This window comes from Streptomyces capillispiralis (genome assembly GCF_007829875.1).
GTDB lineage: Bacteria > Actinomycetota > Actinomycetes > Streptomycetales > Streptomycetaceae > Streptomyces > Streptomyces capillispiralis.
In genome coordinates, this window is record NZ_VIWV01000001.1 from 7,916,368 (window position 1) to 7,942,180 (window position 25,813).

The following is a 25,813-nucleotide window of genomic DNA, read 5'->3' on the forward strand; positions in this document are numbered from 1 at the left end:
CCTGACGCCCGTCGGCGGAGCCGTTGTGGTTCGCCCGATGCCTGACGCCCGTCACCGGAGCCGCCGTAGTTCGCCCGAGGCCCCGTCGCCTGAGCCGTCCCGGCCTGCTCGACGCCTCGACGCCTCGACGCCTCGTCGCCTGAGTTTCCCGCTCGCCCCACGCCCCGTCACCGGATGTGTTCTCCGTCCCGTTCCCGAGCCGCCCGTCATCGAACGTTTTCGGGAGCGCTCCCGAAGCGGAACCACCGATCTGGATCACCACCGCTGACCTGCGGCTTCGAAAACAATTCGACGGTTCCCTGCGCACAGTCTTGTCAGGAACATGTGAAGCTTCTACAGTCCCGTCCGAACCGAGTTATGGGAGCGCTCCCATCGTTGGGGAGAGGGGAGCGCTCCCTGTCGGTCGGCCCCCGCACCCTCTCGGAGAGGTCCCCCCATGCGACGGTTACGGCACCAAACCCGCGCCCTGCGCGGCCTGTTCGCGACGCTGCTCACCGCCCTCACCGTGGTCGCGGCGCTGGTGACCGCGACGGCTCCCGCCCAGGCCGACACCACGCTCTGCGAGCAGTACGGATCGACCACCATCCAGGGGCGCTACGTCGTCCAGAACAACCGCTGGGGCACCAGCGCCACCCAGTGCGTCACCGCCACCGACACCGGGTTCCGGGTCGCCCAGGCCGACGGCTCGGTGCCGACCGACGGCGCCCCCAAGTCCTACCCCTCGGTCTTCAACGGCTGCCACTACACCAACTGTTCACCGGGCACCAACCTCCCGGCCCGGATCAGCGGCATCTCGGCCGCGCCCAGCAGCATCTCCTACGGCTACGTCAACGACGCCGTCTACAACGCCTCGTACGACATCTGGCTGGACCCGACGCCCCGGACCGACGGCGTCAACCGGACCGAGATCATGATCTGGTTCAACAAGGTCGGTCCCATCCAGCCGATCGGCTCCCAGGTCGGCACGGCCACCGTCGGCGGGCGCAGCTGGCAGGTGTGGTCCGGCAGCAACGGCTCCAATGACGTGCTGTCGTTCGTCGCGCCGTCCGCGATCGGCAGCTGGAGCTTCGACGTCATGGACTTCGTCCGCGAGACCGTCGCGCGCGGCATGGCGCAGAACGACTGGTACCTGACGAGCATCCAGGCCGGTTTCGAGCCCTGGCAGAACGGTGCGGGGCTCGCGGTGAACTCCTTCTCCTCGACCGTCACCACCGGCGGCGGCACCCCGGGCGGGCCCGGCACCGGTGGGCCCGCGGCGTGCACGGTGTCGTACAACACCAACGTGTGGCCGGGCGGCTTCACCGCCGACGTCACGGTGAAGAACGCCGGTCCGACCGCCGTCGACGCGTGGAAGCTGGCCTTCACCCTGCCCTCCGGACAGCGCATCACCCAGGCCTGGAACGCGTCCGTCACCCCCTCCTCGGGAGCGGTCACGGCGAGCGGTCTGAACAACAACACGCAGATCGCGTCCGGCGCCAGCCAGAACTTCGGCTTCCAGGGAACCTACAGCGGCACCTTCGCCCGGCCCGGCGGCTTCAGCCTGAACGGCACCGCCTGTACGACCGCCTGACGCGGCCGGCGGGCCGCACGCCCGCCGCGTCCCCTGCCCCGGGGCCCGCTCTTCTCCCTGCGCCGACAGGACGGGCCCCGGGGCGAACCCCCGCCCGGACACCCGCACCACCAGTGCCAACGGCACCACCACGAACTCCCCCGCCCGCCCGGTCGACGCCCTTCCCCCGGACGGGCGGGGGCTCCAGCCACCCCTTCCGACCTCGCACAGATCCATGACCGGAACTGGAGATCCCATGGCCTTACGCAGCAGAATCCTCACGCTGGCAGCGGTGTTCGCCACGCTGCTCGGCGGGCTCGGGCTGAGCTTCCTGTGGCAGAAGGACGCGCAGGCGCACGGCGTCGCGATGATGCCCGGCTCGCGCACCTACCTGTGCCAGCTGGACGCCGTCACCGGCACCGGCGGACTGGACCCGACCAACCCCGCGTGCAAGGACGCGCTGGCGAAGAGCGGTTCGTCGGCGCTCTACAACTGGTTCGCCGTCCTCGACTCCAAGGCCGCGGGCAGGGGCGCCGGTTATGTGCCGGACGGCACGCTGTGCAGCGCCGGCGACCGCTCCCCGTACGACTTCTCGGCCTACAACGCGGCCCGCGCGGACTGGCCGCGCACGCACCTGACGTCCGGTGGGACGGTCAAGGTGCAGTACAGCAACTGGGCCGCCCACCCGGGTGACTTCCGGGTCTACGTCACCAAGCCCGGCTGGTCGCCCACGTCCCAGCTGGGCTGGAACGACCTGGAGCTCGTCCAGACCGTCACCAACCCGCCCCAGCAGGGCTCGCCCGGCACCAACGGCGGCCACTACTACTGGGACCTGAAGCTGCCCTCCGGCCGGTCCGGCGACGCGGTGATCTTCATGCAGTGGGTGCGTTCGGACAGCCAGGAGAACTTCTTCTCCTGCTCCGACGTCGTCTTCGACGGCGGCAACGGGGAGGTGACCGGCATCCGCGGCTCCGGGAGCACGCCCACCCCGACGCCGACCCCGACGGACCCGCCGACGCACACCGGCAACTGCATGGCCGTCTACAACGTGGTCAACTCCTGGGACGGCGGCTTCCAGGGCTCGGTCGAGGTGATGAACCACGGGACGTCACCGCTCAACGGCTGGGCCGTGCAGTGGAAGCCGGGCGTCGGCACACGCGTCGGCAGTGCGTGGAACGGCTCCTTGACCACCGGGTCCGACGGCACGGTGACGGTCAGGAACGTCGACCACAACCGGGTGATCGCCGCCGACGGCAGCGTGACGTTCGGCTTCACGGCCACCTCGTCGGGCAACGACTTCCCAGTGGGCACGATCGGCTGCGTGACGCCCTGACGCCCTGACGCCCTGACGCCGGGGTGATCACTCCCGCCGGCCCGCGCGGCGGCGGCACCCGGTGACCCCTGGCCGAGGGACGAGGGCTGAGGGACGAGGACCGTCGGACGACGGCGCATGCGGCACAGGGGCGGGTCACTCCGGTGACCTGCCCTTCTCCGTGCGGTCGCGACCGCACGGCTCAGCGGGGGGCGGTGGTGCGGGTGGGCCGGTCCGGCCACTCGGAGGGGTGCCCGCGCCTCCGGCTCGGCTGAGGCGACCGACCCGGGAGCCCGTCCACCGGGCAGGTCTCAGGACGACTCGCGCACCACCAGCTCCGTCGGCAGCGTCAGCTGCTGCCGGGGTGCCCCGTGCCGGGTGATGTCGGTGAGGATCCGGGCCATCGTCCGGCCCAGTTCCTCCACCGGCTGACGCACCGTCGTCAGGGGCGGGTCGGTGTGGCGGGCGAGGACGGAATCCTCGAATCCGACGACGGCGACATCGCCGGGCACCTGCCGCTTGTGGCGGCGCAGTTCGGCCAGGGCGCCGACCGCCATCAGGTCGGAGGCGGCGAAGACGGCGTCCAGGTCCGGGGCGCGTTCAAGAAGCAAACGCATGGCGCGGCTCCCGCCCTCCTCGGTGAAGTCCCCCGCCTCCACCAGGAGTTCGTCGGCCGGCACACCCGCCTCCTCGTGGGCCGTGCGCCAGCCGGCGAGCCGGCTGCGGCCGACGTCCATGTCCTGCGGGCCGGTGATCGTGGCGATCCTCGCCCTGCCGTTGCCCAGCAGGTGCCGTACGGCCTCGGCGGCCCCTCCGGCGTTGTCGGAGTTGACGTAGCTGAGCTGTTCGCCCGCGTCCCGGCGGCCGGCCAGTACGGTGGGCAGGCCCATCTCCTCCAGCATGCCGGGCAGCCGGTCCTCGGAGTGGACGGAGACCAGGAGGACGCCGTCCACGCGGCGCGTCGCCACCGATTCGGTCAGCTGGTCCCGTTCGGCCTGGTCGCGCACCAGCATGAGCTGCAACTGGGTGCGGGTCTCGGCGAGGGCGCCGCTGACGCCCCGGATCAGCGCGGCGAAGAACGGCTCCGAGCCGAGCCGGCTCTCCGACTCCGGGATCACCAGGGCGACGGCGTCGGTGCGGTTGGTGACCAGGCCGCGGGCGACCGAGTTGGGGACGTAGTTCAGCTCCTTGATCGCGGCCAGGACCCTGGAGCGGGCGTCCGCGCTGACCAGATCGGAGCCGTTGACGACGCGGGAGACCGTGGTGCGGCCGACGCCGGCGCGGGCGGCGACCGTTTTGATCGTGGGCCGGCGATTCCCAGCCATGCGCTCCCCTCCCTCGGCAGCCGCGGCGGTGCCGGCCGCGGGGGTGACCAGCGGCAATTGTTGCAGACGCGGCCGTGAGCGGAGCACCCCCGCGTCTTCGGGCCGTGGGCCGGGCGGCGGCGACCGGCGAGGAGTTGGTTTCAAGTTATTGACAGATCGGCTCCCGGCCACGAGTCTTCGTTGCGCCGGTGGGAACGTTCCCACCGTTCAGTGGGCACGTTCCCACCGTCTGTCAGAGCCGCTGTAGTCATCGCAGAACTCGTCACTCCGATGTGTCAGCGTCGTCGCTAGGAGGAGATCCATGGGCACGTTCGGTTCGTTGCGCACGAGGGCGGTGGCGACCGTCGCGGCCGTCGGCGCGCTGGCGCTGGTCGTCGGCTGCGGCGGCAGCGACGACTCGGTCACCGGCGGTGGCAAGAAGGACGGCAAGGTCACCATCACCATGGGCCTGTACGGCGTGATGGGCCTCAAGGAGACCGGCCTGCTGGAGCAGTACGAGAAGGAGAACCCCGAGGTCGACATCAAGGCCGAGATCGCCGGCGACGAGCAGACCTACTACACCGCGCTGCAGACCAGGCTCGCCGCGGGCAACGGTCTGAAGGACATCCAGGGCATCGAGATCGGCCGGGCCAAGGAGATCACCGAGACCCAGGCGGACAAGTTCGCGGACTTCGCCGGCACGGCGGGCACCGACCACTTCCTGCCCTGGAAGGAGTCCCAGATCAGCACCGGGGACGGCAAGGTGCTGGGCCTGGGCACCGACATCGGCCCCATGGCCGTCTGCTACCGCAAGGACTACTTCGAGCAGGCCGGTCTGCCCACCGACCGCGAAGAGGTCGGCAAGCTGTGGGAGGGCGACTGGACGAAGTACGTCGAGGTCGGCCGCACCTTCAAGAAGGACTTCAAGGGCGACAAGGTGGCGTTCACGGACTCCGCCAGCGGCCTGTTCAACGCCATGGTCTACGGCCACCCCGAGCAGTACTACGACGAGAAGGGTGAGCTGATCTACGACAGCAACCCGGCCGTCCAGGAGGCCTGGGCCCTCGCCTCCGACGCCGCGGAGGAGGGGCTGACCGCCAAGCTCCGCCAGTTCCAGCCGGGCTGGGACCCCGGCCTGGCCAACGGCACGTTCGCCACCGCCGTGTGCCCGGCCTGGATGCTCAGCCACATCAGCGAGAAGGCCGGTGAGGCCAACAAGGGCAAGTGGGACGTCGCCCGGGCGCCCCAGGGCGCCAACTGGGGCGGTTCCTTCCTCGGCGTGATCGAGAAGAGCCCGGTGAAGGAGGAGGCCAAGAAGCTCGTCGCCTGGCTGACCGCGCCGGAGCAGCAGGCCCACATCTTCAAGGAGATCGGCAACATCCCGTCCTCCGCGAAGGCCCTGGAGGACCCCGCCGTGAAGAACGCGACGTCGGAGTACTTCGACAACGCGCCGATCGGCCGGATCTTCGGCGCCGCGGCACAGGAGATCCCGGACAAGCAGGTCCTCGGCCGCAAGGACGGCACGATCAAGGACACCTTCTCCCAGGGCCTGGCCCTGGTCGAGCAGGGCACCTCGCGCGACGACGCGTGGAAGACCACCACGGAGCGCATCGAGAAGGCGGTCGGCTGACCCGACGCCCCCGCAGCCGCCCGGGCCCGCTCGGCATCGCGCCGACGGGCCCGGGGCCCGGCTCACCCATCCGCTCTCAGGAAGGAAAGTCCGGTGGCCACCTCCACCACCAAGGCCCTGACCGGCGAGGAGCCGCCGGCCCCGCCCGGCACGGCGGACGGCGGGAAGACCGCCCGGCGGCGCAGCGCGTTGCTGCACCGGCTGGACGTCAAGGGCGCGCCCTTCGCGTTCGTCGCACCCTTCTTCATCGTCTTCGCCGCGTTCAGCTTCTACCCCCTCGTCTACACGTCGTGGATCTCGCTGCACGACGTGGAACTGGCCACCCTCGACGTCATGGAGTGGGTGGCGTTCGACAACTACGTCGAACTCTGGGGCGACTCGCGGTTCTGGAACGCGCTGTGGAACACCGTCACCATCGGGGTCATCTCCACGGTGCCGCAGCTGATGATGGCACTCGGCCTGGCGCACCTGCTCAACTACCGGATGCGCGCCTCGCTGTTCTTCCGCGTCGCCTCACTCGTGCCGTACGCCACCTCGGTCGCCGCCGCGGCCCTGGTGTTCACCATGATCTTCGAGCGCGACTTCGGCATGATCAACTGGGCGCTCGGCTCGGTCGGCATCGACCCGGTGGACTGGGAGGCCGACAAGTGGCCCGCCCAGGTGGCGATCTCCACCATCGTCATCTGGCGCTGGACCGGCTACAACGCGCTGCTCTACCTGGCCGCCATGCAGGCCATCCCGGCCGAGCGGTACGAGGCGGCGTCCCTCGACGGAGCGTCCCGGTGGAAGCAGTTCACCCACGTCACCGTCCCCGGCATCCGGTCCACCATCGTCTTCACCATCGTGCTCTCCACCATCGGCGCCACCCAGCTGTTCGGTGAGCCGCTGATCTTCGGCCAGGGGCCCAACGGCGTCACCGGCGGCGCCGACAACCAGTACCAGACGCTGGGCCTGCTGCTGTACGAGGAGGGCTGGAAGAACTACCAGATGGGCCGCTCGGCGACCGTCGCCTGGGCGATGTTCATGCTGCTCGTCCTCGTCTTCGCGGCGCAGCGCCTGATCAAGCGCCTGCGTTCCCGCACGTCCTGACCTGGAGTCACCATGACCACCAACAGTCTCCCGGTCCGGACGGACACCCCGGTCCGGACCCCCGTCGAGAAGCCGGCCGGCCGCGGCGGCCGCCGGCTGCTGCGCCAGGGCGCCGGCCGCCAGCACCACGCCGGCCCGCTCGCCTACGTCCTGCTCGTCGTCATGGCGGTGCTCTCCATCTTCCCGCTGTACTGGACGATGGTGGCGGCCTCCACCGACAACACCCGGGTCAGCCAGACCCCGCCGCCGTTCCTGCCCGGCCCGAACCTGTTCAGCAACCTCGCCCGCGCCTGGGACGAGGCGGCCATGGGCAAGGCCATGATCAACAGCCTGATCGTGGCCGGCGTGATCGCCCTGTCCACGGTGATGTTCGCGACGCTGGCCGGGTTCGCCTTCGCCAAACTGCGGTTCAAGGGGCGCAACGTCCTGCTGATGCTGGTCATCGGCACCATGATGGTGCCGCCCCAGCTCGGCGTCGTACCGCTGTTCATGATGATGTCGGAGCTGGGCTGGTCGCAGCAGCTGCCCGCCGTCATCTTCCCCACGCTGGTCAGCGCCGTCGGCGTGTTCTTCATGCGGCAGTACCTGTCCGAGGCGCTGCCCGACGAACTCGTCGAGGCCGGACGCGTCGACGGGGCGCACTCGCTGCGGATCTTCTGGAGCATCGTGCTGCCCGTGGCGCGGCCCGCGATGGCCGTCCTGTTCATGATCACGTTCGTGCACGCCTGGAACGACTTCTTCTGGCCGTTCGTGGTGCTCGACATGACCAACCCGACCGTCCCCGTCGCCCTCACCCAGCTCAGCGCCGGCTACGTCCGCGACCAGTCGCTGATCATGGCGGGCGCGCTGCTCGGCACGCTGCCGCTGCTGGCGATGTTCGTCGTCTTCGGCCGCCAGATCGTCAGCGGCATCATGGCGGGCGCCGTCAAGGGCTGACCCCCCTGCCGCACCCCCACGGCCCGCGAAACCCTCCCGCTCCGCTCTCTCCGAAAGGACTTACGTGGTCACCGCAGCACAGCAGACCGCGTCCGCCCCGGACGCCGCCCGCACCTTCCCCAAGGGCTTCCTCTGGGGTTCAGCGACAGCCTCCTACCAGATCGAGGGGGCCGCCGCCGAGGACGGCCGCACACCGTCCATCTGGGACACCTACGCCCGCACACCCGGCCGGGTCCGCAACGGCGACACCGGTGACGTCGCCACCGACCATTACCACCGCTGGCGCGAGGACGTCGCCCTCATGGCCGAACTCGGCCTGCGCGCCTACCGGTTCTCCCTGGCCTGGCCCCGGATCCAGCCCACCGGCCGCGGCCCCGCCGTCCAGAAGGGCCTGGACTTCTACCGGCGCCTCGTCGACGAACTGCTGGACAAGGGCATCCAGCCCGTCGCCACCCTCTACCACTGGGACCTGCCGCAGGAGCTGGAGGACGCCGGGGGCTGGCCCGAGCGGGCCACGGCCGAGCGGTTCGCGGAGTACGCGGCCCTCGCCGCGGACGCCCTCGGTGACCGGGTGAAGACCTGGACCACCCTCAACGAGCCCTGGTGCAGCGCCTTCCTCGGCTACGGCTCCGGCGTGCACGCCCCCGGCCGCACCGACCCGGTCGCCGCGCTGCGCGCCGCCCATCACCTCAACCTCGGCCACGGCCTCGCCGTGCAGGCGCTGCGCGACCGGATCCGCGCCGACGCCCAGTGCTCGGTCACCCTCAACATCCACCACGTCCGCCCGCTCACCGGCAGCGACGGCGACGCCGACGCGGTCCGCCGGATCGACGCGCTCGCCAACCGGGTCTTCACCGGCCCGATGCTGCGCGGCGCCTACCCGGAGGACCTGTTCAAGGACACCGCCGAGCTGACCGACTGGTCGTTCGTGCACGACGGCGACCTGCGGCAGATCCAGCAGCCGCTGGACTTCCTCGGCGTCAACTACTACAGCCCGACGCTCGTCTCGGAGTCCGACGGCACCGGCACCCACAACGCCGACGGTCACGGCCGGAGCACGCACAGCCCCTGGCCCGGCTCCGACCGGGTCTCCTTCCACCAGCCGCCCGGCGAGACCACCGCCATGGGCTGGGCCGTCGACCCGAGCGGCCTGTACGAGCTGCTGCGCCGCCTGTCGTCGGAGTTCCCCAGGCTGCCGCTGGTCATCACGGAGAACGGCGCCGCGTTCGACGACTACGCCGACCCCGCCGGACAGGTCAACGACCCCGCCCGGATCGCCTACCTCCGCGGACACCTGGCCGCCGTCCATCAGGCCGTCGTGGACGGCTCGGACGTGCGCGGCTACTTCCTGTGGTCGCTGCTGGACAACTTCGAGTGGGCGCACGGCTACAGCAAGCGCTTCGGTGCCGTGTACGTGGACTACCCGACCGGCACGCGCATCCCCAAGGCCAGTGCCCGCTGGTACGCGGACGTCGTGCGCACCGGTGTCCTGCCTGGAGCCTGAGCGGGCCAGGCGGAGCACCCGGCGCCCGTCCCGCACGGGCGCCGCACCACGGGCTCGCCCCCGCCTCCCCGTGCGGGGGCGGGGGCGAGCCGCGTTCACCGGGATCAGGCCGTGTACTGGTAGGCGGGGTAGGTCAGATAGCCCGCGTCACCGCCCTGGTAATAGGTGGCCTCGTCGACGGGAGCGAGCGGGAGTCCGGTGCGCAGCCGCTCGACCAGGTCGGGGTTGGAGATGAACGCGCGGCCGAAGGAGATGAGGTCGGCTCCCAGCCCCAGCCAGTGGTCCGCCTCGGCGCGGCCGGTCTGCTTGGGGCCCATCGGAAGCACCGGATTCATGATGAGGGTGCCCGGCCACGCGCGGCGCAGACCGATCAGCACCTCCTCGTCGGCGGTGGCCTCGAGATGGACGTACGCCACCGAGAGGCGGGCCAGCTCGCCCAGGAGCAGGGCGTACAGCTCGGGGACGTCGGCCTCTTCGACGCCCCAGAAGGTCCCGCCGGGGGAGAGGCGGATGCCGGTGCGGTCCGCGCCGACGGCGTCGACGGTCGCGGCCACCGCCTCGACCGCGAACCGGACCCGGCCGGTCGGGGAGCCGCCGTAGCGGTCCGTGCGCAGGTTGGCGTTGGACGACAGGAACTGCGAGATCAGATAACCGTTGGCGCCGTGCAGCTCCACGCCGTCGAAGCCGGCGTCGACGGCCCGGCGGGCGGCCCGGCCGAACGCCTCGGCGTGTTCGGGGACCTCGGCGGTCTCCAGGGCCCGCGGAGTCGGCGGGGCCTGGGGGCCCGACGGTGTGAACACCTCACCGACGGCGGGGACGGCCGAGGGCCCGACGGGCAGCATCCCCGTGGTGTCGGGATGCGACACGCGCCCGCCGTGCATGAGCTGGGCGAAGAGACGGCCGCCGTTGGTGTGCACAGCACCGGTCACCTGGCGCCAGGAGGCCACCTGCTCATCGGTGTGCAGCCCCGGCGTCCCGGGATTGGACTGGCCGACCGGACTGGGCTGCACACCTTCCGTGACGATCAGCCCGGCCGTCGCGCGCTGGGCGTAGTGGGCCGCCATCGAGGGGGTCGCCAGACCGCCGGGGGCAGCCCGTACCCGCGACATCGGGGCCATCACCACGCGGTTGGGCAGCGTCAGTCCACCGAGCTGATGGCTGTCGAAGAGGCTCGTCATATCGGACTCCCTTATGATCCTTGGTGCTTGGTGCTTGGTGCTTGGTGCTTGGTGCTTGGTGCTTGGTGCTTGGTGCTTGGCCGAGCACGCGACCACGCTAGAACCTCACATGGATGTCAGAGGCAAGAGGTGTGTCGCAGGTCACAAGGGGTGCGGCGTACACCACCAACCCGGAGCGGTGCGCCGCGGCCCGTCCCGCCGCACGCGGAGGCGGGCGGCGGGACGGACCTTCGGATGATGCCGGGAGGCCCGGCGGCACCCCGGGCGGCGACTCCGGCCGTCGCGGTGCGGCCGCCGGCGCGCGGTGCGGCTCAGTCGACGGGGGCGAGGAACTCCTCGACCGGCAGGGGCCGTCCGACGATCCGAGTGTCGCCCATCCAGCCGTAGAAGCCCTGGCCGAAGGCCTCGTCGAACTGTGTCGCGCCCAGTACGAACGGCTTGCCGAGGGTGGCGATGCCGGTCGACGCCTGCGCCGGGTTCCGGGCGATCCTCGAACCGTCCACGTACATCACGGTGCGGCGGCCGTCGTTGACGACGGCGATGTGCATCCAGCGTCCGACCGGTACGGCGTGGCTCCACGACGTGGGGTCGGCGTCCTGCCGGTGCGGGTAGACCACGAACTGCAGGAACCGCTCGGGCGACAGGTTGAGACTGCAGGTCGGTTCCAGCGGCGACCAGCCCGTCGTCTTGCCCGCCTCCGCGTTGCGGCCCTCCCAGCTCAGGATCCCCATCCAGCTGTGGTCGCCCTCGAAGGGCTCGGGCAGCCGGACGAAGGTCTCGATGGTGTAGCCGCGGAGGAACTTCTCGCTGTTCAGGGCCGCCCGCGCGCCGGTGGTGAGGATGGCGCCCCGGTCGGGGTTCTTCCCGCCGTCGAAGCGCAGGCTGGCGTGCGCGGGCTGCCCGCGGTGGTGGTCCGCCGACCAGGTGAGCGCGTCGGCGGCACTGGAGTGGAGCCGGCGCACCGTCAGGTCGTTGCCGTTGCCGGTCAGGTCCCTGACGACGGTGCCGTCGGCGACGGCGGCGCCGGGGGTGCCGGCCGCGTCGGTTCCGGAGGCGTCGAACCGCCAGTAGGCGAGGGTGCCGCGGGGCATCACCGCCCGGGCGGGCCGGGGCTTCGCGGGCGTGACGGGGGCGAAACCGGCGAACCGCGCCTCGAAGTCCACGGACAGGCTGAACCGGTCGGTGGGGCCGGTGAGTTCGACGGTCTCGGCGGCCAGCGGGGAGCGCTGCTCGGGGTCCCTGGCCAGGAACCAGGGCGAGAACGTCTCGACGTCGATGACGTTGCGCACCAGGTCGAAACCGTAGGTGCGGATCATCCCGGCGCCGCCGTAGTAGCGGTCCTGGTAGTTGGTGATGTGGATGTGGACATCGTTGTCGGCGTCGTTGGTCAGCACCGTGCGGCCGGGCGGCCAGTAGTGTCCGCCCAGCGCGAGGAAGATCTGGTCGTTGCCCTTGATCAGGCGGTCCCACAGCCGCTGTCCGTTGCCCGACAGCCGGGCCTCGCCGTCGTCGCCGGACCAGGCGATGTCATGGGTGGTCAGCACCGCCGGCAGGGTGGGGTGCGCGTCGAGCCCCCCCTGCGCCCACTCCAGTCCCCGGTCGGAGACCCGCCAGTCCAGGGCGAGCACCAGCCATCGCCGGCCGGCCGCCCGCAGGACGTGGTAGCTGTTGTAGCCGTCGGGCGAGGCGCCCCCGAACGTCGGCATGGACCGGTAGCGGTCGGGCCCGAACGCGGCGAGGTAGGCGGAGTCACCGCGCTGGTCGTCGGTGGACGACTTGATGTCGTGGTTGCCCGCCAGCACGCTGTAGGGAACCCGGCCGTCCAGCACGCCGAAGGTGTCGGCGGCGAGGCCGATCTCGTCCTCGGTGCCGTGCTCGGTGACGTCGCCGAGGTGCGTCATGAACGCGATGTTGGCCGCCGACCGCTCGGCGGCGAGGTACCGGAACGTCGCCCGCAGCGGGGCGGGGTCGGCGCTGTCGGCGTCGAAGAGGTACTGGGTGTCGGGCAGCACCGCCAGCGCGAACCGCGGACTCTCGGCGTCGAACCGTCCGCCGGCCGCCCCGGCGCCGTCCCCGGCCGCCTCGGCGGGGGCGGCGTCCAGGCCGGCGGCCACGGCACCGGCGGCCGGTACGACGACCGCCGCGCGCAGCAGCGAGCGTCTGTGCAGGGACTGCTGGTGACTGGTCTGTCTGTCTGTGCTCATCAGGGCTCCACGGACCGGGTGGTGGGCTGGGATCAGCCCGAATGTTGCTCACCCGCGCTGGCCGCCCGGTTGCGCGGACCTGAACACCGGCTGCATGGACACCGCTGCCGGGCCGGGCGACACGTCCGCCCGTGCGGCCCGGCGGGCTCCCGCCACGGGCCGGAAGGGTGTGTACTGCTCACCGGACCGCCCACGCGACGACACCAGGGGTTCTCGTGCACGATCTGGCCGACTCGATCGAATCGAGGGAACAACTCGCCGCCGTCTGGCGGGTCATGGTGCTCGACCGGGACCCGGACGCGGATGTCCGCGACCTTCCGGGCATCGCCGTCCGCTGGGCCGACTGCCGGTTCCCCTTCTGGAACTGCCTCACGCTGACCGAGGACGGCGCCGGTGCCGGACTCGTACGGCGGCGCCTGCACCAGGCGGCGGAGATCATGCGGTCGAAGCGGCACCCCGGGTTCCTGTGGGTCTTCGAGGACCTCCTCGACGACGAGGCGCGGGCCGTGCTGGGGACGGCGGCCGAGCAGGCTGGCCTGGTGCACGCCTTTCCCGGTACGGGCATGGCGGGCGACCTGCTGCCCATCCCCGAACCGGCCCACGCCGACCTGACCTTCGTCCGCGTGACCACCGACGACCGACTGCGGGACTTCGCGGACCTCAACGCGCGCGCCTACGGGTTCCCGGTGGAGGACGGCCGTGACGGACTGGCCCGCTCCACCCTGTGGAAGAGCCGGGTGCACGCCTACCTGGGCGTGCGGGAGGGCGTACCCGTGAGCTGCGCCGCCACGGTGGAGGCGCAGGGCCGCCTCTTCGTCCTGCTCGTCGCCACCGACCCCGCGTGGCAGCGACGCGGCTACGGGGAGGCGGTGACGCGGAAGGCGCTGTACGAGGGGGCGCGAGCCACCGGGACCACCCGCGCGACCCTGCACGCGACGGAGGCCGGGGCACCCGTGTATCCACGGATCGGCTTCGAGCCGAACTCCCCGATGGGCTTCTACGCCCTGAAGGAGTGAGGCGCGGGCCCGCGGGCCCGCCGGGAGGGCGCCGACCGGCCCCGCCCACCGTCCGGGGGCCGTGCGCCCGGGAGCCGTCCGACGTACCCTCGCATCGTGGCAGAGGTCGGACGGGCGCCGCGCGGTGCACGGTCGGGAGGGCGGCATGCGGATAGGGGAACTGGCGGCACGGTCGGGCGTCAGCGTCCGGTCCCTGCGCTACTACGAGGAACAGGGACTGCTCGCCAGCACCCGCAGCGCCGGCGGGCAGCGGCACTACACGGACCACGACGTGGAGCGCGTCGCGTTCATCCAGCGGCTCTACGCCGCGGGCCTGTCCAGCCGCACCATCGTCGAGTTGCTGCCCTGTGTCGACGCGCCCAGTGAGGACAACTCCGACGCCGCACTGGAGCGGATGGCCGAGGAACGCGACCGGCTCTCCGAGCACATCGCCGACCTCGTACGCACCCGGGACGCGCTCGACGAGCTGATGAACGGCGCCCGGGCCTACCGGGAAAGCCTGCGCGGCGCACCGGTCGGCTGACCGACCCGCCCCCGGCAGCCGGCACCCGAGGAGCGGTCCGGCGCGCACCGTCACCTCACACCGCGCCCCCGAAGAAGACCTGCACCTCCCGGATGAGCCCGTCACGCACCCTGATCGCCTCCACGTTGCGGTACCGGCCGCCCGTCACGAGCTCGTACTCGTAGAGGACGAGGACCAGTTCCTCGTCCGCCGGGGTCACGTGCAGCAACCGCTGCCCGGTCATCCGGCCGGCTGTGGGAAAGCACCGCTCGAAGAACGCCGTCCTGTCGATGTGGTCGTCATAGGGGCTGGTGAACGAGAAGTCGTCGGCGTAGAGCGCGAACGCGGCGTCGCGGTCCTGCGCCCTGTAGTACCGGAAGGCGGCTTCGACCACGTCGGTCGCCACGTCGGACATCCTCGCTCCTCGCCGGACGGATCGGCCCCCTCCGCCACCGTAGGGCCCCCGCGGGGAAGCCGCGCTCCGCCGCCCCCGGACCGGGGGCGAGGGCCCGCCCCGGCCGTGCGCGGGGCGGGCCCTCGCCCGAGTGGGCGGTCAGCGGGTGAAGGTGACCCGCTGCTCCTTCAGGGCACCGCAGTTGGAGCCGTAGACCTGGACGTACACGTTGTCGATGCTGCCGCCCCAGTCCACGCAGTGGCCCTTGCCGTAGACGTAGGTCGGACCCGCGTACGACGTGTACATCCCGCCGTCCTGGTCGGCCTCCTCGGTGTCGGGGACGTAGACCCACGCGGACATGTCCAGGGCGGTGCCCGGGTTGTTGCGGATCGTCGCGACGCAGTTGCGGCCGTTGGCGGAGTTGTACGTCAGGTAGACGGTGCCCAGGGAGGCGACCGACGCCGAGTTGACGGTCTTGTAGCCGCTCCCGCACACCTTCTGCGGAGTGGTGTTGGGCGCCGCCGAGGCCGGCGCCGCGAGGGCGGTCACGGCCCCCACCGACAGGGCGGCCAGCGCGGAGACGGACAGGGCGGAACGGGTGAATCTCATATTTCCCCCTTGCGACTCTTCGAGTACTTGCTCCTGCCTGGTGTGACCCGCGGGACCCGCGGAGGGTTGTGCCGCGGACGCCACCGGATTCCGGCCCGCCGCGCCGGCCGTCCGGCTGTCCCTGACGGCCCGGCGGTTCCGGTCCGCGCCGGGGGAGGGCACCCGTTCCCCCGGATGGACGGGAGGTCGTGCGGAGCGGGAGGGCCCGCCGGAGGCTGGGCGCATGCCGAAGAGACCTGTGACAGCCGCCGCTGCCCTCCTCTCCAGCGCCGTCCTGCTCTCCGCCTCCGTGTCCGCCTGCGGGCGGGGCGGAGCGGCGGGCACCGGCGGCGGAGCCGGGGGCGGCGGCGAGGAGAACGACCGCGGACGGGTGTGGGCACAGTCCCTGGACTGGAAGGACTGCCCCGCCCCCTCCCCCCTCCAGGGCGGCGGGGACGCCCCGGAGCCGTTGCCGGACGGTACCCGGTGGCAGTGCGCCACCCTGCGGACCCCGCTGGACTGGAGCGCACCCGAGGGCGAGACGATGGACATCGCCCTGATCCGGGCCCGCTCCCGTGCGGACGCCGCAGACCGGATCGGTTCGCTGCTGTTCAATTTCGGCGGCCCCGGCGAGTCCGGAGTCGCCACCCTGCCCGCCCTCGCCCCCGACTACGAGAAGCTCCGTGTCCGCTACGACCTGGTCGGGTTCGATCCGCGCGGTGTCGGCGGCAGCGACGGAGTCACCTGCCTGGACGCCCGGGCGACGCAGGCCATGTCCGAGCGGGACGACACCCCGGACGACGGCGACGACGAGGTCGAAGCACTCCTGAAGAGCGCACAGGAGTACGCGGCGGCCTGCCGGCGGGAATCGGGCCGTCTCCTCGCGCACGTGGGCACCGAGGACGCCGCCCGCGACATGGACCTGATGCGGCACGTGCTCGGCGACGACAAGCTGCACTACTTCGGCATCTCCTACGGCACCGAACTCGGTGCCGTCTACGCCCACTTGTTCCCCCGCACCGTCGGCCGTGCGGTCCTGGACGGTGTCGTCGACCCCACCCTCGACCCACTGCGGGAGGCGCTGGCGCAGGCCGGCGGCTTCCAGCTCGCCTTCGAACACTTCGCCGCGTGGTGCGCGCGGACCGGGTGCTCGCTGGGGGACAGCGCCGAGGCGGTGCAGGCGGCCGTGACGGCACTGGAGGCGGAACTGGACGACACCCCGCTGTCCGTCGGCGACGACCGGACGCTCACCGGCTCCCTCCTCCTCGACGCGGTGATCCAGGCCCTCTACCGGGAAACGGCCTGGCCCGCCCTCGCCGTCGGTCTGGAACAGGCGGCCGGCGGCGACGGCCGGACGCTGCTGAACCTGGCCGACGCCCTCGGGGACCGCCACGGCGGGTCCTACAGCGACCAGCAGGACGCTCAGGCGGCGATCACCTGCGGCGACCGCAGCGACCGCTACACCGTGGACGACCTGCTGGAGATGGCCCCCCGGTTCGAGGAGGCCTCACCGCTCTTCGGCGACACCATGCTCTGGGGAGCGCTGCGATGCACCGGCTGGCCGGTGCCCGGCAAGGCCGCACACCCCGACGTCCGGGCCCCGGGCGCGCCCCCCATCCTGCTCGTCGGCACCACCGGCGACCCCGCCACCCCCTACGCGGGCACCGCCCGGATGGCCGAGCGGCTCGGCAAGGGCGTCGGTGTCCAACTCACCTACGAGGGCGAGGGCCACGGCGCCTACGACTCCGGGAACTCCTGCGTCCGGAAGGTGGTCGACACCTACCTCCTCGAAGGGAAACGCCCCGCCCCCGGGACCGTGTGCGCGCACGAGCCGCCGCTGGGCAAGTGACCGCAGCGGAACCCCGGCATCACAGGCCGGTGACCTTGCTGCTCGCCGAGACCTCGTAGACCAGGGTGACGGTCCGCCGGGCGCCGGGCGCCAACGGGACGTCCCAGCGGACGATGCCGTCCGCGTCGACGGCGTCGGGCACGGGGGAGCAGGCGTCCCGGCGCAGGCGCACCTCCACCGCCGAGACCTCGGACACCGGGACGCGCTCCCGCACGACGACCGTCCGGTCGTCGTGCTCGGCGGGGGAGGAGAACCGGGAGAGGTGCAGCCGCACGGTCCGGGTGACCACGGTCCGCTGGGTGATTCCCGCGGTGTCACGACTCTCCTCGGTCCGCCGCAGGACCCGGTGGTCGTCCCGGCTGCCGAAGGCGAGCTCGACGGGGGCGCCGGGCGCGGTGAAGTCCAGGGTGCCGCGCCCGCTGAAACCGCTGCCCCGGACGAGGTCGACGGGCCCGGCGAGCAGCGCGTGCCCTGACCGGTTGTCGCCCCGCACCATGTGAGTGACCAAGGGCGACAGTTCGGGCGAACAGGCGTACTCGCTCCTGGCGGGCGTGGTGAAGGAGGAGACCGGAACACGGTGGGCGCGGCCGTCCGCGGGCACCGAGACCGGCGCGGGGGAGCGGAGCACCCGTACCTCACCATCGTCGTCGACCCCCGGCAGCCCGGTCTCGGGGGCGGGGCCGAGGTCGGCGATCTCCTCCTCGCGCAGGTCGACGTGGACCGTGCGGCGCTCCTCGGGGGAGCGGTCGGTGAGCGTCAGCCGGTCCGTGCCGAGCCGGGGCGGTTCACCGGCCGTCGCGGAGCGGGCCGTCGACAGGGTCAGGCGTACGTTCGTCCAGTCCTCACCGGTGCGCTGCCACACCACCGCGTCGGTGTCCAGGGTGAGGGAGTCCCCGTCGAGCACGGCCCGGTAGGCGGGACGCCACAGCGCGCACGGGACGAGGTGGCTCAGCCGCAGCTCCGCCCGCCCGGCGGCCGGGGCGTGCACGGTCAGCTCGATGTGACCGACCAGCTCGGCGGGTTCCGTCTCGGCCAGCAGCCTCGCCCGCTCCGCCTCGGCGAGTTCGGCGGCGACGGCGGCCAGCCGGGCCTCCACCGTGCGCAGTCGCTCGCCGTGGGCGTCGCGTTCGGCGTCCACCCGGTCCAGTTCCCGCGTCCAGCGGGCCCTGTCGGCCTCCCCCGAGCCGGCGCCCTCGCCGATCTCCCGCAGCAGATCGGCGGCGAGGACGCCGAGCAGGTCGAGGCGGGTGCGCAGCCGGTCGCGCCGCTGCTCCAGACCCGCCCGCTCCTCCTCCAGGGCACTCACGTGGTGACGCAGGGCGGAGTCGTCGCCGGTGGGCCGTGGTCCGCGCGGTGTCCAGCTGCGGACGATCCGCGCGTCGAGCACGCTCGCCGGGTGGCCGGCGGTCAGCTCGGCGTGCAGGGTGCGGTCGACGGCCAGGGCGCTGACCGGTCCCAGCCACAGCCGTTGGGTGCCGGCGTCGAGATCGACGACGGTGGCGCGCTCGACGTGGGCGCGGTCCTCCGTACAGGTGACGGCGGTGACGGGGAGGGGGATCGATCCCGAAGACGTGGACATGAGGGTGTCAGCTCCTGCGGTTGCCGCCGGTCAGGGCCTTGCCGGCCGGGATCCGGATGTCGTAGCCGCCGTCGAGGGCGGCGGTCCCGCCGGCGGGCAGCTCGAGCCGCCACACCCGGGTGCCCGGCACGTGGTCGTCCGGGCCGGCGCCGTCGTCGGGCGCCGTCCAGTCGGCCCGCTCCTCGATCCGGACGTCCGGGTCGGAGGTGACCGGCACCCGCTCGCGCACCTCCACCGGGACGGGCACCGGCAGCCGGTTGGCCAGCTCCACATGGACCTGGTGGTTCAGCACGGTGATGTGGTTGCGCAGCCCCGAGGCCGACTCGTGCAGGTTCGTCCGGCGGGTGACCGCGACGGCCTCGGCCGGCCCGAGCCCCACCCGGCACACCCCGCCCGGGGCGAGCGTGGGCAAGGAGGCGGTCAGCAGGAACGACCCGTCCACGGTGACGTCCACCGGACCGGCCAGCACGGCCCGGTCCGTGGCGTTGGAGAGGACGAGCGTCGCGTAGACGGTCTGCTCCACGGACGGGACGCACACGTACTCGGTGCGCAGACCGACCGGGATCTCCCCGACGGTGACGGTGTGCCAGGTGCCGTCCGAGGGCACGTCCGCGGGGGCGGCGGCGTCGAACCGGTGGTCGAAGGAACCAGCCGACTCGCGGGGCCGCACGGCGTGCCCGGGCAGGGGCAGCGCGGCCACCCCTTCCGCGCGGCGGCGGTGCTCGGCGGTCACCGGGTCGGCGGACGCACCGGGGAACAGCCGGCCCCGGTGACCGTCCGGCTCGTCCGGGCCGCGCAGGACGAGCGCGGCGTAGTCGAGCGCGTCGCCGTTCGGCTGGAGCGGTCCGGCCGGCGGCGCGGACCCGGCCAGGGCCCCGGAGAGCGGGGGCGGTGCCGGTGCGGCCCGGCCGGGAGCCGCGGGGGCGGGTGCGGCGCCCGGCGCGGCGGGCCCGCCGCCGGTACGTGACCTGCCGCGCGGCCGGGGAGGGGCGGACGGCGCGGGGTCACCGCCGAAGGCCTGGGGGGAGGGGGCCGGCGGCCCACCGGGTACGGGCAGCGCGGCGGGGGCGCCGCCGTAGGCCGGCGGTGCGGCCGGCGGGGGCAGGGGAGCGGCCACGGGGGCGGACCGGGCGGCCCCGCCCACGAAGCCGGCCCCGGGCGGCACGGGCGCGGTGTACGTGCCGGGGCGGGGGCCCGCCGCGTCGTAACCGGCGAAGAGACCGGTCAGTCCGGCCGGGTGCGCACGCCAGCCCGACGGGGCGGGGGCGGGCTGGCCGCGCCCGATCCGGACGGAGCGCAGCCGTGGCAGGTCGGTGCGGCGACGCAGGTCGGCGGTGGCCAGGGCGATGCGCACGCCGGACCAGTCCTCGCCCGTGCGCTGCGCCACCGAAGCACGCAACAACAGGCTCCCCTCGTCGTCCCCTTGACGGTAGGTCAGGTGATAGGCCGGCACCCAGACCGCGCCGGGCACCCCGTACTCGACCTCCACCTCGACCTCCGCGTCCCCCGCGCCGTCGAGGACCAGCACCGCACTCACCGAGGTCTCCACGCGGGCCGCCGGGGCATCGGTCGAGGCGCGGGCCAGTCGGTCCTCGCCGATCGCGAGTTCGTGCTCGGCCCGGCGCAGGTCCTCCTCCAGCGCGCGGAGCCGGCCGTGCAATCCGGTCAGGCGCTCGTCGACGAAGTCGGTCAGCTCCAGCCACGCGTCCACCGGGGTCCGGCGGTGCGGGTCGTCCCGCCTGCGGGCCGGCGGCACCGGACGCAGCGCCTTGACCTCGTCGATCAGGCCCAGGTGCCGGTCCCGGCGGCCCTGCGCCGCCGCACGCTCGTCGCGCAGCCGCTCCACCTCGCGCAGCAGCGCGTCGGACGGGCCGTCCGCGCCGGACGGCTCGGCGCCGACCTCCACCCGGGCCTCGGTGACGCGTAGCCCGGGAGCGCCGAGGACGCGCGCCCTGAGCGACCCCCGGTCCAGCGAGCGGGGCAGGCCCGTCACCCGCACGCGCCCGTCCGCCGGCACAGTGCCCCGGGCGAGCCGGCGGCAGAGCGCGCCCTGCGCGTACACCACCACCGCGTCGAGTGCCGACGCCCACCCCTGGACCGTTCCCGTCGCCAATGTGCCCCCCACCGCAGCCGTGTCCGTGCCGAGCGAAGCCTATGCCGAAGCCCCGCCGGCCGGTCCATCGGCGGTGACGCCGGGACTAACGGCGCGGTACGTCCCTGACGAACACGATGCCGTCGCTGTCCGCCAGGCGGGCCGGGTCGAGCGGGGCGTAACCGAACCACGGGGACACCCGGGGTGGGGGCGGCGTGTCACCGAGGACGGCGGCCAGCCGGCGGGCGTCGACGACACAGCGGTCCTCCGGGAGCGCGTACAGCATCCCCTCGACGCTGTCCGGGGGCGGCGTGTCCACTCCCTGGTGCCGGATCGTCCCGAGGGCCGTCGCCACGAAGGCGTACTCCGCGCCGAGCCGGGCGCTCACCAGCGCACCGGCGCCCCACCACTCCAGCGGCATCCCGCCCATCCGCATCGTGCTCTTGCCCCGCTGCAGATGGGAGTTGTGGGCGTGGACCAGTACCGGGCCCCGGGCCGCCAGGGCGAGGAGGTTGTGGGCCATCATCTGGTCCCGCACGCCCGCCAGCCGGGTCAGACGGGCCGGTGAGGGGTCGGCCGTCCAGTAGTGGTAGCGCAGCAGGCCGGTCGCGGTGCGCGCGTACAGGCACGCTCGCTCCCAGTCCTCCCCCGGGGTGGCCCCGATCAGGTGCGGTGTCTGTTCGTCGAGCAGCGCCGCCAGTTCGCCGGCGAGCAGCCGCAGCCGACCCGCCTCGGCGGACCGGCCCACGGACCGGGCCGGGTCCCGCATCGCGGCGGGATCGCTCCACCGTTCGTCGGCGCCGAGCAGGCCGTCGAGGGTGTCCGCGGTGCAGGGGAGCAGGTCCGCGTCCACCCGCGCCGCGAGGTAGCCGTGCAGCGCGGTGAGGGCCTGCCGCGGACTCGCGGCGCCGGTGATCTCCAGCGGGCCGTCGAAACCGGCGAAGCGGAGCCGTTCGGACGCGGGCCGGCCGTCGTTGTGGGCGCGCATCCAGCGCACCAGCTCGCGGTTGGCCGCGGAGGCGCCCCAGCCGTGGCTGATGCCGTGCTCCACGACCTCGTCGAGCGTGCCCGTGCCCGAGGTGACGTGGTCGTCCACGGCCAGGCCCTTCAGACAGTCGCTCTCGATCGCGACCGTCACGTAACCCTCCTGCTCGACGAGTTGCCGGAAGAGCTCGTTGCGCAGGTCGAGCAGGGCGTCCTCGCCGTGGGTCGGCTCGCCCAGGGCGAGCAGCCGGGGCCGGCCCGGCAGCAGCCCCATGACGGCGGTGGCCTCGACGGCACGGACGGTGTCCTCGATGTCGGGAGCGGCAGGGGCGGTGTCCTGGAAGTCAGCAACCATGGCCTCAACGGTATCGTTGAACCTTCGGTGGAGACTTTCACGGAAATGCTCCGCGCTATCCTCGGCTTCATGGGGAGAGACCTTCAAAGCGGTGAGCGGCTGCGGCCGGTCGACCTGGCGCGCGGGCACGGCCTGTCCACCCAGGCGGTCAGGAACTACGAGGAGGCCGGCATCCTCCCGGCCGCCGATCGCACCCCCCACGGCTACCGCACCTACACGCCGCTGCACGCACGGGCCCTGCGCACGTTCCTCGCCCTGGTCCCCGGCCACGGCCACCGGACGGCGACGTCGATCATGCGGGCGGTGAACGAGGGCGCGGCCGACGAGGCGTTCCGGCTCATCGACGAGAGCCACGCCCAACTCCTCGAAGACCGGCGGACCCTGCGGGCCGTGGAGGGCGCCCTGAAGGACCTGGGGCCCACCACGGCCTCCGAGCCCACCACCGCGCCCCATCCCGCCGCGCCGTCCGGGCCGGGCGTGCCGTCCGGGCCGGGCGGCACCACCTTCATCGGGCCGCTGGCGGGGAGACTCGGCATCCGGCCCGCCACGCTGCGCAAGTGGGAGCGCGCCGGGCTGGTGCGCCCGCGCCGGGATGCGAGGACCGGGTACCGCGTCTACGACGAGGCCGACGTCCGGGACGCCCGGCTCGCCCACCAACTCCGGCGCGGCGGCTACCTGTTGGAGCAGATCGCTCCGTTGATCGACCAGGTGCGGGCGGCCGGCGGGCTGGAACCGCTCGAGGCCGCGCTCCACGACTGGCACGGCCGGCTGGCCGCCCGCGGGCGGGCGCTGCTGAGCGGGGCCGCGGAGCTGGAGGCGTACCTCCGCGACCGCGGATGACCCGCCCGCCGCCGGGCGCGAACCCCGGACCCCGCCGCCGGCCGGTGCCCGGATCACCGGCCGCGCGACGCGGCCCTCACCCGCCCGTGTGCGGCTTCGCCGTCGGCGCCGGTCCGGAGTCCCCCGCGGCCGGCGAGCTGGGCCACCAGGCCCGCGGGCCGAGGTCGATCACCAGCGCGGGCACCAGCAGCGAGCGGACCACGAGGGTGTCGAGCAGGACGCCGAACGCCACGATGAACGCGATCTGCACCAGGAAGGCCAGGGGGATGACCATCAGCGCCGCGAACGTGGCGGCGAGCACGACGCCGGCCGAGGTGATCACGCCTCCGGTGGTGGTCAGCCCGCGCAGGACGCCCCGGCGGCTGCCGTGGGTGAGCGCTTCCTCCCGGACCCGGGACATCAGGAAGATGTTGTAGTCGACGCCCAGCGCCACGAGGAACACGAAGCCGTACAGCGGCACCGAGGCGTCGGTCCCGCTGAAGCCGAGCAGGTGCTCGAAGACGAGCACCGACACCCCGAGCGTCGCCAGGAAGTTCAGCGCCACGGTCGCCACCAGCAGCACCGGGACCAGCACGGAGCGCAGCAGCAGCACCAGGATCAGCAGGATGATGGCCAGCACCAGCGGCACGATGAGGGTGCGGTCGCGCGCCGCGGTCTGCTGGGTGTCGTACTGCTGCGCCGTGTACCCGCCGACCAGCGCCCGCGCGCCGGACACCGCGTGCACGTTGTCCCGCAGCCGCTCGACGGTGGCCTTGGCGGCGTCGCTGTCGGCGGCGGACTCCAGCGTGGCGTCGATGCGGACGCGGCCGTCGACGACGAGCGGCGCACCGGCTCCCGGCCGTCCCGACGCGGAGACGGTACCGGCGGCGGCCACCCCTTCGGTCTCCCGCGCGGCACGGGTCACCTCGGCCGCGCGGCCGGCATCGGCGATGATCACGGCGGGGTTGCCGGAGCCGCCGGGGAAGTGCCGGCCGAGCGTCTCCTGCGCGCTCACCGAGGGCGCGTCACCCACGAAGATCTCGTCGAGCGGCACGCCCTTGGCGGACAGCGACGGGGAGAACGCCGCGAACACCGCCAGGACCAGCGCGGTCAGCACCCACGTCCTGCGGGGACGCCGGTCCACCGTCGCGGCGACACGACGCCAGACGCCGTGTCCCTCCACGGAGGCGTCCGAGGACTTCGGCCGGGAGGGCCAGTACGCCGCACGGCCCAGCAGCGCCAGCGCGGCCGGCAGGAAGGTGAGCGTGGAGAGGACCGCGCACACGATGCCGATCGCACCGACCGGCCCGAGGGCGCGGTTGTTCGTGAGGTCGCTGGCCAGCAGGACCAGCAGCCCGAGCGCCACGGTGGCGGCGCTGGCGATGATGGCGCCGAACGAACGGCGCACCGCGGCGAGCGCCGCCGCGGCCCGGTCCGCGCCGAGGGCGATCTCCTCGCGGAAGCGGGCGGCCACCAGCAGCGCGTAGTCCGTGGCGGCACCGATCACCAGGATGGAGAGGATGCCCTGCACCTGGCCGTCCACCCGGACGACGTCCCGGTCCGCCAGGGCGTAGACGACGGCGCACGCCAGGCCCAGGGCGAACACGGAGCCGAGGATGATGAGGAAGGGCAGCAGGACGCTGCGGTAGACGAGCAGCAGGATCAGCAGCACGGCCCCGAGCGCCACGCCCAGCAGCAGCCCGTCGATGCCCGAGAACGCGTCGGACAGGTCGGCCTGGCTCGCCGCCGGGCCGGCGATCAGGGCCGTCGTGCCGGGGACGCCGTCCGCCGCGCGACGCACCTCGTCCAGCACCGTGGGCAGTTCGTCGCCGAGACCGGGCTGCAACCGGACGACGGCCTGCAGGGCGAGACGGTCGTCGGAGACCAGCGCGGCCGACGGACGGCCGACGACCCCGGGCTGTCCGGCGAGGGCCTCCACGGCACGGGTGGCCGCGGTCCGCTGCGCCTGGGTGACCGGCTCCCCGTCGGTCGTCCAGACGACGATGGCGGGCAGGGCGTCGGACCGGGCGAACGCCTCACCGGCTTCGAGAGCCCGGGTGGACTCGGCGCTCCGCGGCAGGAACGCCGCCTGGTCGTTCGTGGCCACTTCGCCCAGCTTGCCCGCGTACGGGCCGAGCGTGCCCCCGATGCCCAACCAGGCGAGCAGCAGGACGACAGGGATGAGCCACCGGGCCGAGCGCGGTGTGATCTTCACGTGATTCCTCGGGTGGTGTCGACAGGTGTCACCAAGATGTCTCAGTTATCGACTATCTCAATGATTGAGTTAAACCTATACTGAGGGAATGAGCGGTACCGACGGCCCTTCGCCTTCCCTTCCCGCGGACGACCTCACCGGGTTGCAGTCCTTCGCGGTCCTGCTGCGCCGGATGAACGGCGAGTTCAACCGCATAGCCCAGGAATTCGCCCAGGCGCAGGGGCTGCACCTCACGGATGTGCTCGCCCTGATCGCGCTGCTGGACGCCGATGCCGCGGACGGCCCCATGACCCCCGGACGGCTGCGCAAGCAGCTCCAGCTCACCTCCGGCGCCGTGACCGCGTGCATCGACCGGCTGGAGAAGGCGGGCCACATCCGGCGCGTCCGGGCGCTCGACGACCGCCGCGTGGTGCACCTGCACTACGCGGAGGCCGGCCGGCAGGTCGCCCGGGAGTACTTCAGGCCGCTGGCCCACGGCACCGCGGCGGCGCGCGACCGCTTCACCCGGGACGAACTGGCGGTGGTCGCGCGCTTCCTCACCGAGATGAACGGGGAGCTGGGGCGCCTCGGCCGCTGAAGGGGCCCTGCCCGACGGGCGGCCGTCCGCTCGCGGCGCGCGGGCCGGGCCCCGGCCGCCGCGGGTCTCCAGGTCTGGACCACCTCGGCACGCCTGGCGCATCATGACGATGTCATGACAACCGCTGGCGGAGGGAC

The 25,813-nt window shown here is 73.0% G+C and carries 20 protein-coding genes; 11 read left to right on the forward strand and 9 right to left on the reverse strand.

Features of this window, described 5'->3' with window-relative positions:
• Positions 1 to 436: 436 nt before the first annotated feature.
• A complete protein-coding gene (locus tag FHX78_RS34570) occupies positions 437 to 1,570 on the forward strand; it encodes a glycoside hydrolase family 12 protein (protein ID WP_145871279.1) in 1,134 nt (377 codons plus the stop codon).
• Positions 1,571 to 1,805: 235 nt separating this feature from the next.
• Complete coding sequence (locus FHX78_RS34575; RefSeq protein ID WP_145871280.1) at positions 1,806 to 2,882, forward strand: lytic polysaccharide monooxygenase auxiliary activity family 9 protein; 1,077 nt, start codon at positions 1,806 to 1,808, stop codon at positions 2,880 to 2,882.
• A 290-nt stretch (positions 2,883 to 3,172) separates the two neighbouring features.
• On the opposite strand, the gene FHX78_RS34580 is transcribed toward FHX78_RS34575, so the two are convergent.
• Positions 3,173 to 4,186 carry a LacI family DNA-binding transcriptional regulator gene (locus FHX78_RS34580; RefSeq protein ID WP_145871281.1) on the reverse strand — a complete coding sequence of 338 codons (1,014 nt, stop codon included), beginning with the start codon at positions 4,184 to 4,186 and terminating at the stop codon, positions 3,173 to 3,175.
• Positions 4,187 to 4,487: 301 nt separating this feature from the next.
• Between FHX78_RS34580 and FHX78_RS34585 the strand changes: the two genes are divergently transcribed.
• From FHX78_RS34585 to FHX78_RS34600, 4 genes are all read left to right on the forward strand, one after another.
• Positions 4,488 to 5,795 carry an ABC transporter substrate-binding protein gene (locus FHX78_RS34585; protein WP_145871282.1) on the forward strand — a complete coding sequence of 436 codons (1,308 nt, stop codon included), beginning with the start codon at positions 4,488 to 4,490 and terminating at the stop codon, positions 5,793 to 5,795.
• Positions 5,796 to 5,888: 93 nt separating this feature from the next.
• Positions 5,889 to 6,884, forward strand: coding sequence for a carbohydrate ABC transporter permease (locus FHX78_RS34590; RefSeq protein WP_145871283.1), 996 nt, complete (start codon positions 5,889 to 5,891; stop codon positions 6,882 to 6,884).
• Positions 6,885 to 6,896: 12 nt separating this feature from the next.
• Positions 6,897 to 7,820, forward strand: a complete 924-nt coding sequence (locus tag FHX78_RS34595) for a carbohydrate ABC transporter permease (RefSeq protein ID WP_145871284.1) — start codon at positions 6,897 to 6,899, stop codon at positions 7,818 to 7,820.
• Between the two features lie 64 nt (positions 7,821 to 7,884).
• Positions 7,885 to 9,324 (forward strand): GH1 family beta-glucosidase, encoded by a 1,440-nt coding sequence (locus tag FHX78_RS34600; protein WP_145871285.1) that lies wholly within the window; start codon positions 7,885 to 7,887, stop codon positions 9,322 to 9,324.
• A 104-nt stretch (positions 9,325 to 9,428) separates the two neighbouring features.
• Here FHX78_RS34600 and FHX78_RS34605 read toward each other — a convergent pair whose 3' ends face one another.
• Both FHX78_RS34605 and FHX78_RS34615 read right to left on the reverse strand, forming a co-directional pair.
• Positions 9,429 to 10,502 (reverse strand): alkene reductase, encoded by a 1,074-nt coding sequence (locus FHX78_RS34605; RefSeq protein ID WP_145871286.1) that lies wholly within the window; start codon positions 10,500 to 10,502, stop codon positions 9,429 to 9,431.
• 311 nt (positions 10,503 to 10,813) lie between these two features.
• Complete coding sequence (locus FHX78_RS34615; RefSeq protein ID WP_145871288.1) at positions 10,814 to 12,706, reverse strand: LamG-like jellyroll fold domain-containing protein; 1,893 nt, start codon at positions 12,704 to 12,706, stop codon at positions 10,814 to 10,816.
• Positions 12,707 to 12,921: 215 nt separating this feature from the next.
• Between FHX78_RS34615 and FHX78_RS34620 the strand changes: the two genes are divergently transcribed.
• Complete coding sequence (locus FHX78_RS34620) at positions 12,922 to 13,722, forward strand: GNAT family N-acetyltransferase (protein ID WP_145871289.1); 801 nt, start codon at positions 12,922 to 12,924, stop codon at positions 13,720 to 13,722.
• A gap of 145 nt (positions 13,723 to 13,867) precedes the next feature.
• On the forward strand, positions 13,868 to 14,245 hold the full coding sequence (locus tag FHX78_RS34625; RefSeq protein WP_145871290.1) for a MerR family transcriptional regulator: 378 nt from the start codon (positions 13,868 to 13,870) through the stop codon (positions 14,243 to 14,245).
• 55 nt (positions 14,246 to 14,300) lie between these two features.
• Here FHX78_RS34625 and FHX78_RS34630 read toward each other — a convergent pair whose 3' ends face one another.
• Positions 14,301 to 14,639 (reverse strand): nuclear transport factor 2 family protein, encoded by a 339-nt coding sequence (locus FHX78_RS34630; protein WP_145871291.1) that lies wholly within the window; start codon positions 14,637 to 14,639, stop codon positions 14,301 to 14,303.
• A 138-nt stretch (positions 14,640 to 14,777) separates the two neighbouring features.
• Positions 14,778 to 15,227: a spore-associated protein gene (locus FHX78_RS34635; protein ID WP_145871292.1), complete on the reverse strand. Its 450-nt coding sequence runs from the start codon at positions 15,225 to 15,227 to the stop codon at positions 14,778 to 14,780.
• A gap of 223 nt (positions 15,228 to 15,450) precedes the next feature.
• Here FHX78_RS34635 and FHX78_RS34640 point away from each other — a divergent pair, with 223 nt between their 5' ends.
• Positions 15,451 to 17,055 carry an alpha/beta hydrolase gene (locus FHX78_RS34640; RefSeq protein WP_145871293.1) on the forward strand — a complete coding sequence of 535 codons (1,605 nt, stop codon included), beginning with the start codon at positions 15,451 to 15,453 and terminating at the stop codon, positions 17,053 to 17,055.
• 19 nt (positions 17,056 to 17,074) lie between these two features.
• Here the strand turns inward: FHX78_RS34640 and FHX78_RS34645 are convergent, their stop codons facing one another.
• The 3 genes from FHX78_RS34645 to FHX78_RS34655 form a co-directional block, all read right to left on the reverse strand.
• Entirely contained in the window at positions 17,075 to 18,634 is a 1,560-nt protein-coding gene (locus FHX78_RS34645; RefSeq protein ID WP_145871295.1) for a DUF4139 domain-containing protein, read from the reverse strand.
• 7 nt (positions 18,635 to 18,641) lie between these two features.
• Positions 18,642 to 20,747, reverse strand: a complete 2,106-nt coding sequence (locus FHX78_RS34650) for a DUF4139 domain-containing protein (protein WP_229924063.1) — start codon at positions 20,745 to 20,747, stop codon at positions 18,642 to 18,644.
• Positions 20,748 to 20,832: 85 nt separating this feature from the next.
• On the reverse strand, positions 20,833 to 22,065 hold the full coding sequence (locus tag FHX78_RS34655; RefSeq protein ID WP_145871296.1) for an erythromycin esterase family protein: 1,233 nt from the start codon (positions 22,063 to 22,065) through the stop codon (positions 20,833 to 20,835).
• Positions 22,066 to 22,134: 69 nt separating this feature from the next.
• On the opposite strand from FHX78_RS34655, the gene FHX78_RS34660 reads away from it, so the two are divergent.
• The gene (locus tag FHX78_RS34660) at positions 22,135 to 22,905 is read left to right on the forward strand and encodes a TioE family transcriptional regulator (protein WP_145871298.1); all 771 of its coding nucleotides are present in this window, start codon (positions 22,135 to 22,137) and stop codon (positions 22,903 to 22,905) included.
• A gap of 76 nt (positions 22,906 to 22,981) precedes the next feature.
• Here the strand turns inward: FHX78_RS34660 and FHX78_RS34665 are convergent, their stop codons facing one another.
• A complete protein-coding gene (locus tag FHX78_RS34665) occupies positions 22,982 to 25,099 on the reverse strand; it encodes an MMPL family transporter (protein ID WP_145871300.1) in 2,118 nt (705 codons plus the stop codon).
• An 88-nt stretch (positions 25,100 to 25,187) separates the two neighbouring features.
• Here FHX78_RS34665 and FHX78_RS34670 point away from each other — a divergent pair, with 88 nt between their 5' ends.
• Complete coding sequence (locus FHX78_RS34670; protein ID WP_189908666.1) at positions 25,188 to 25,676, forward strand: MarR family winged helix-turn-helix transcriptional regulator; 489 nt, start codon at positions 25,188 to 25,190, stop codon at positions 25,674 to 25,676.
• Positions 25,677 to 25,813 lie beyond the last annotated feature (137 nt).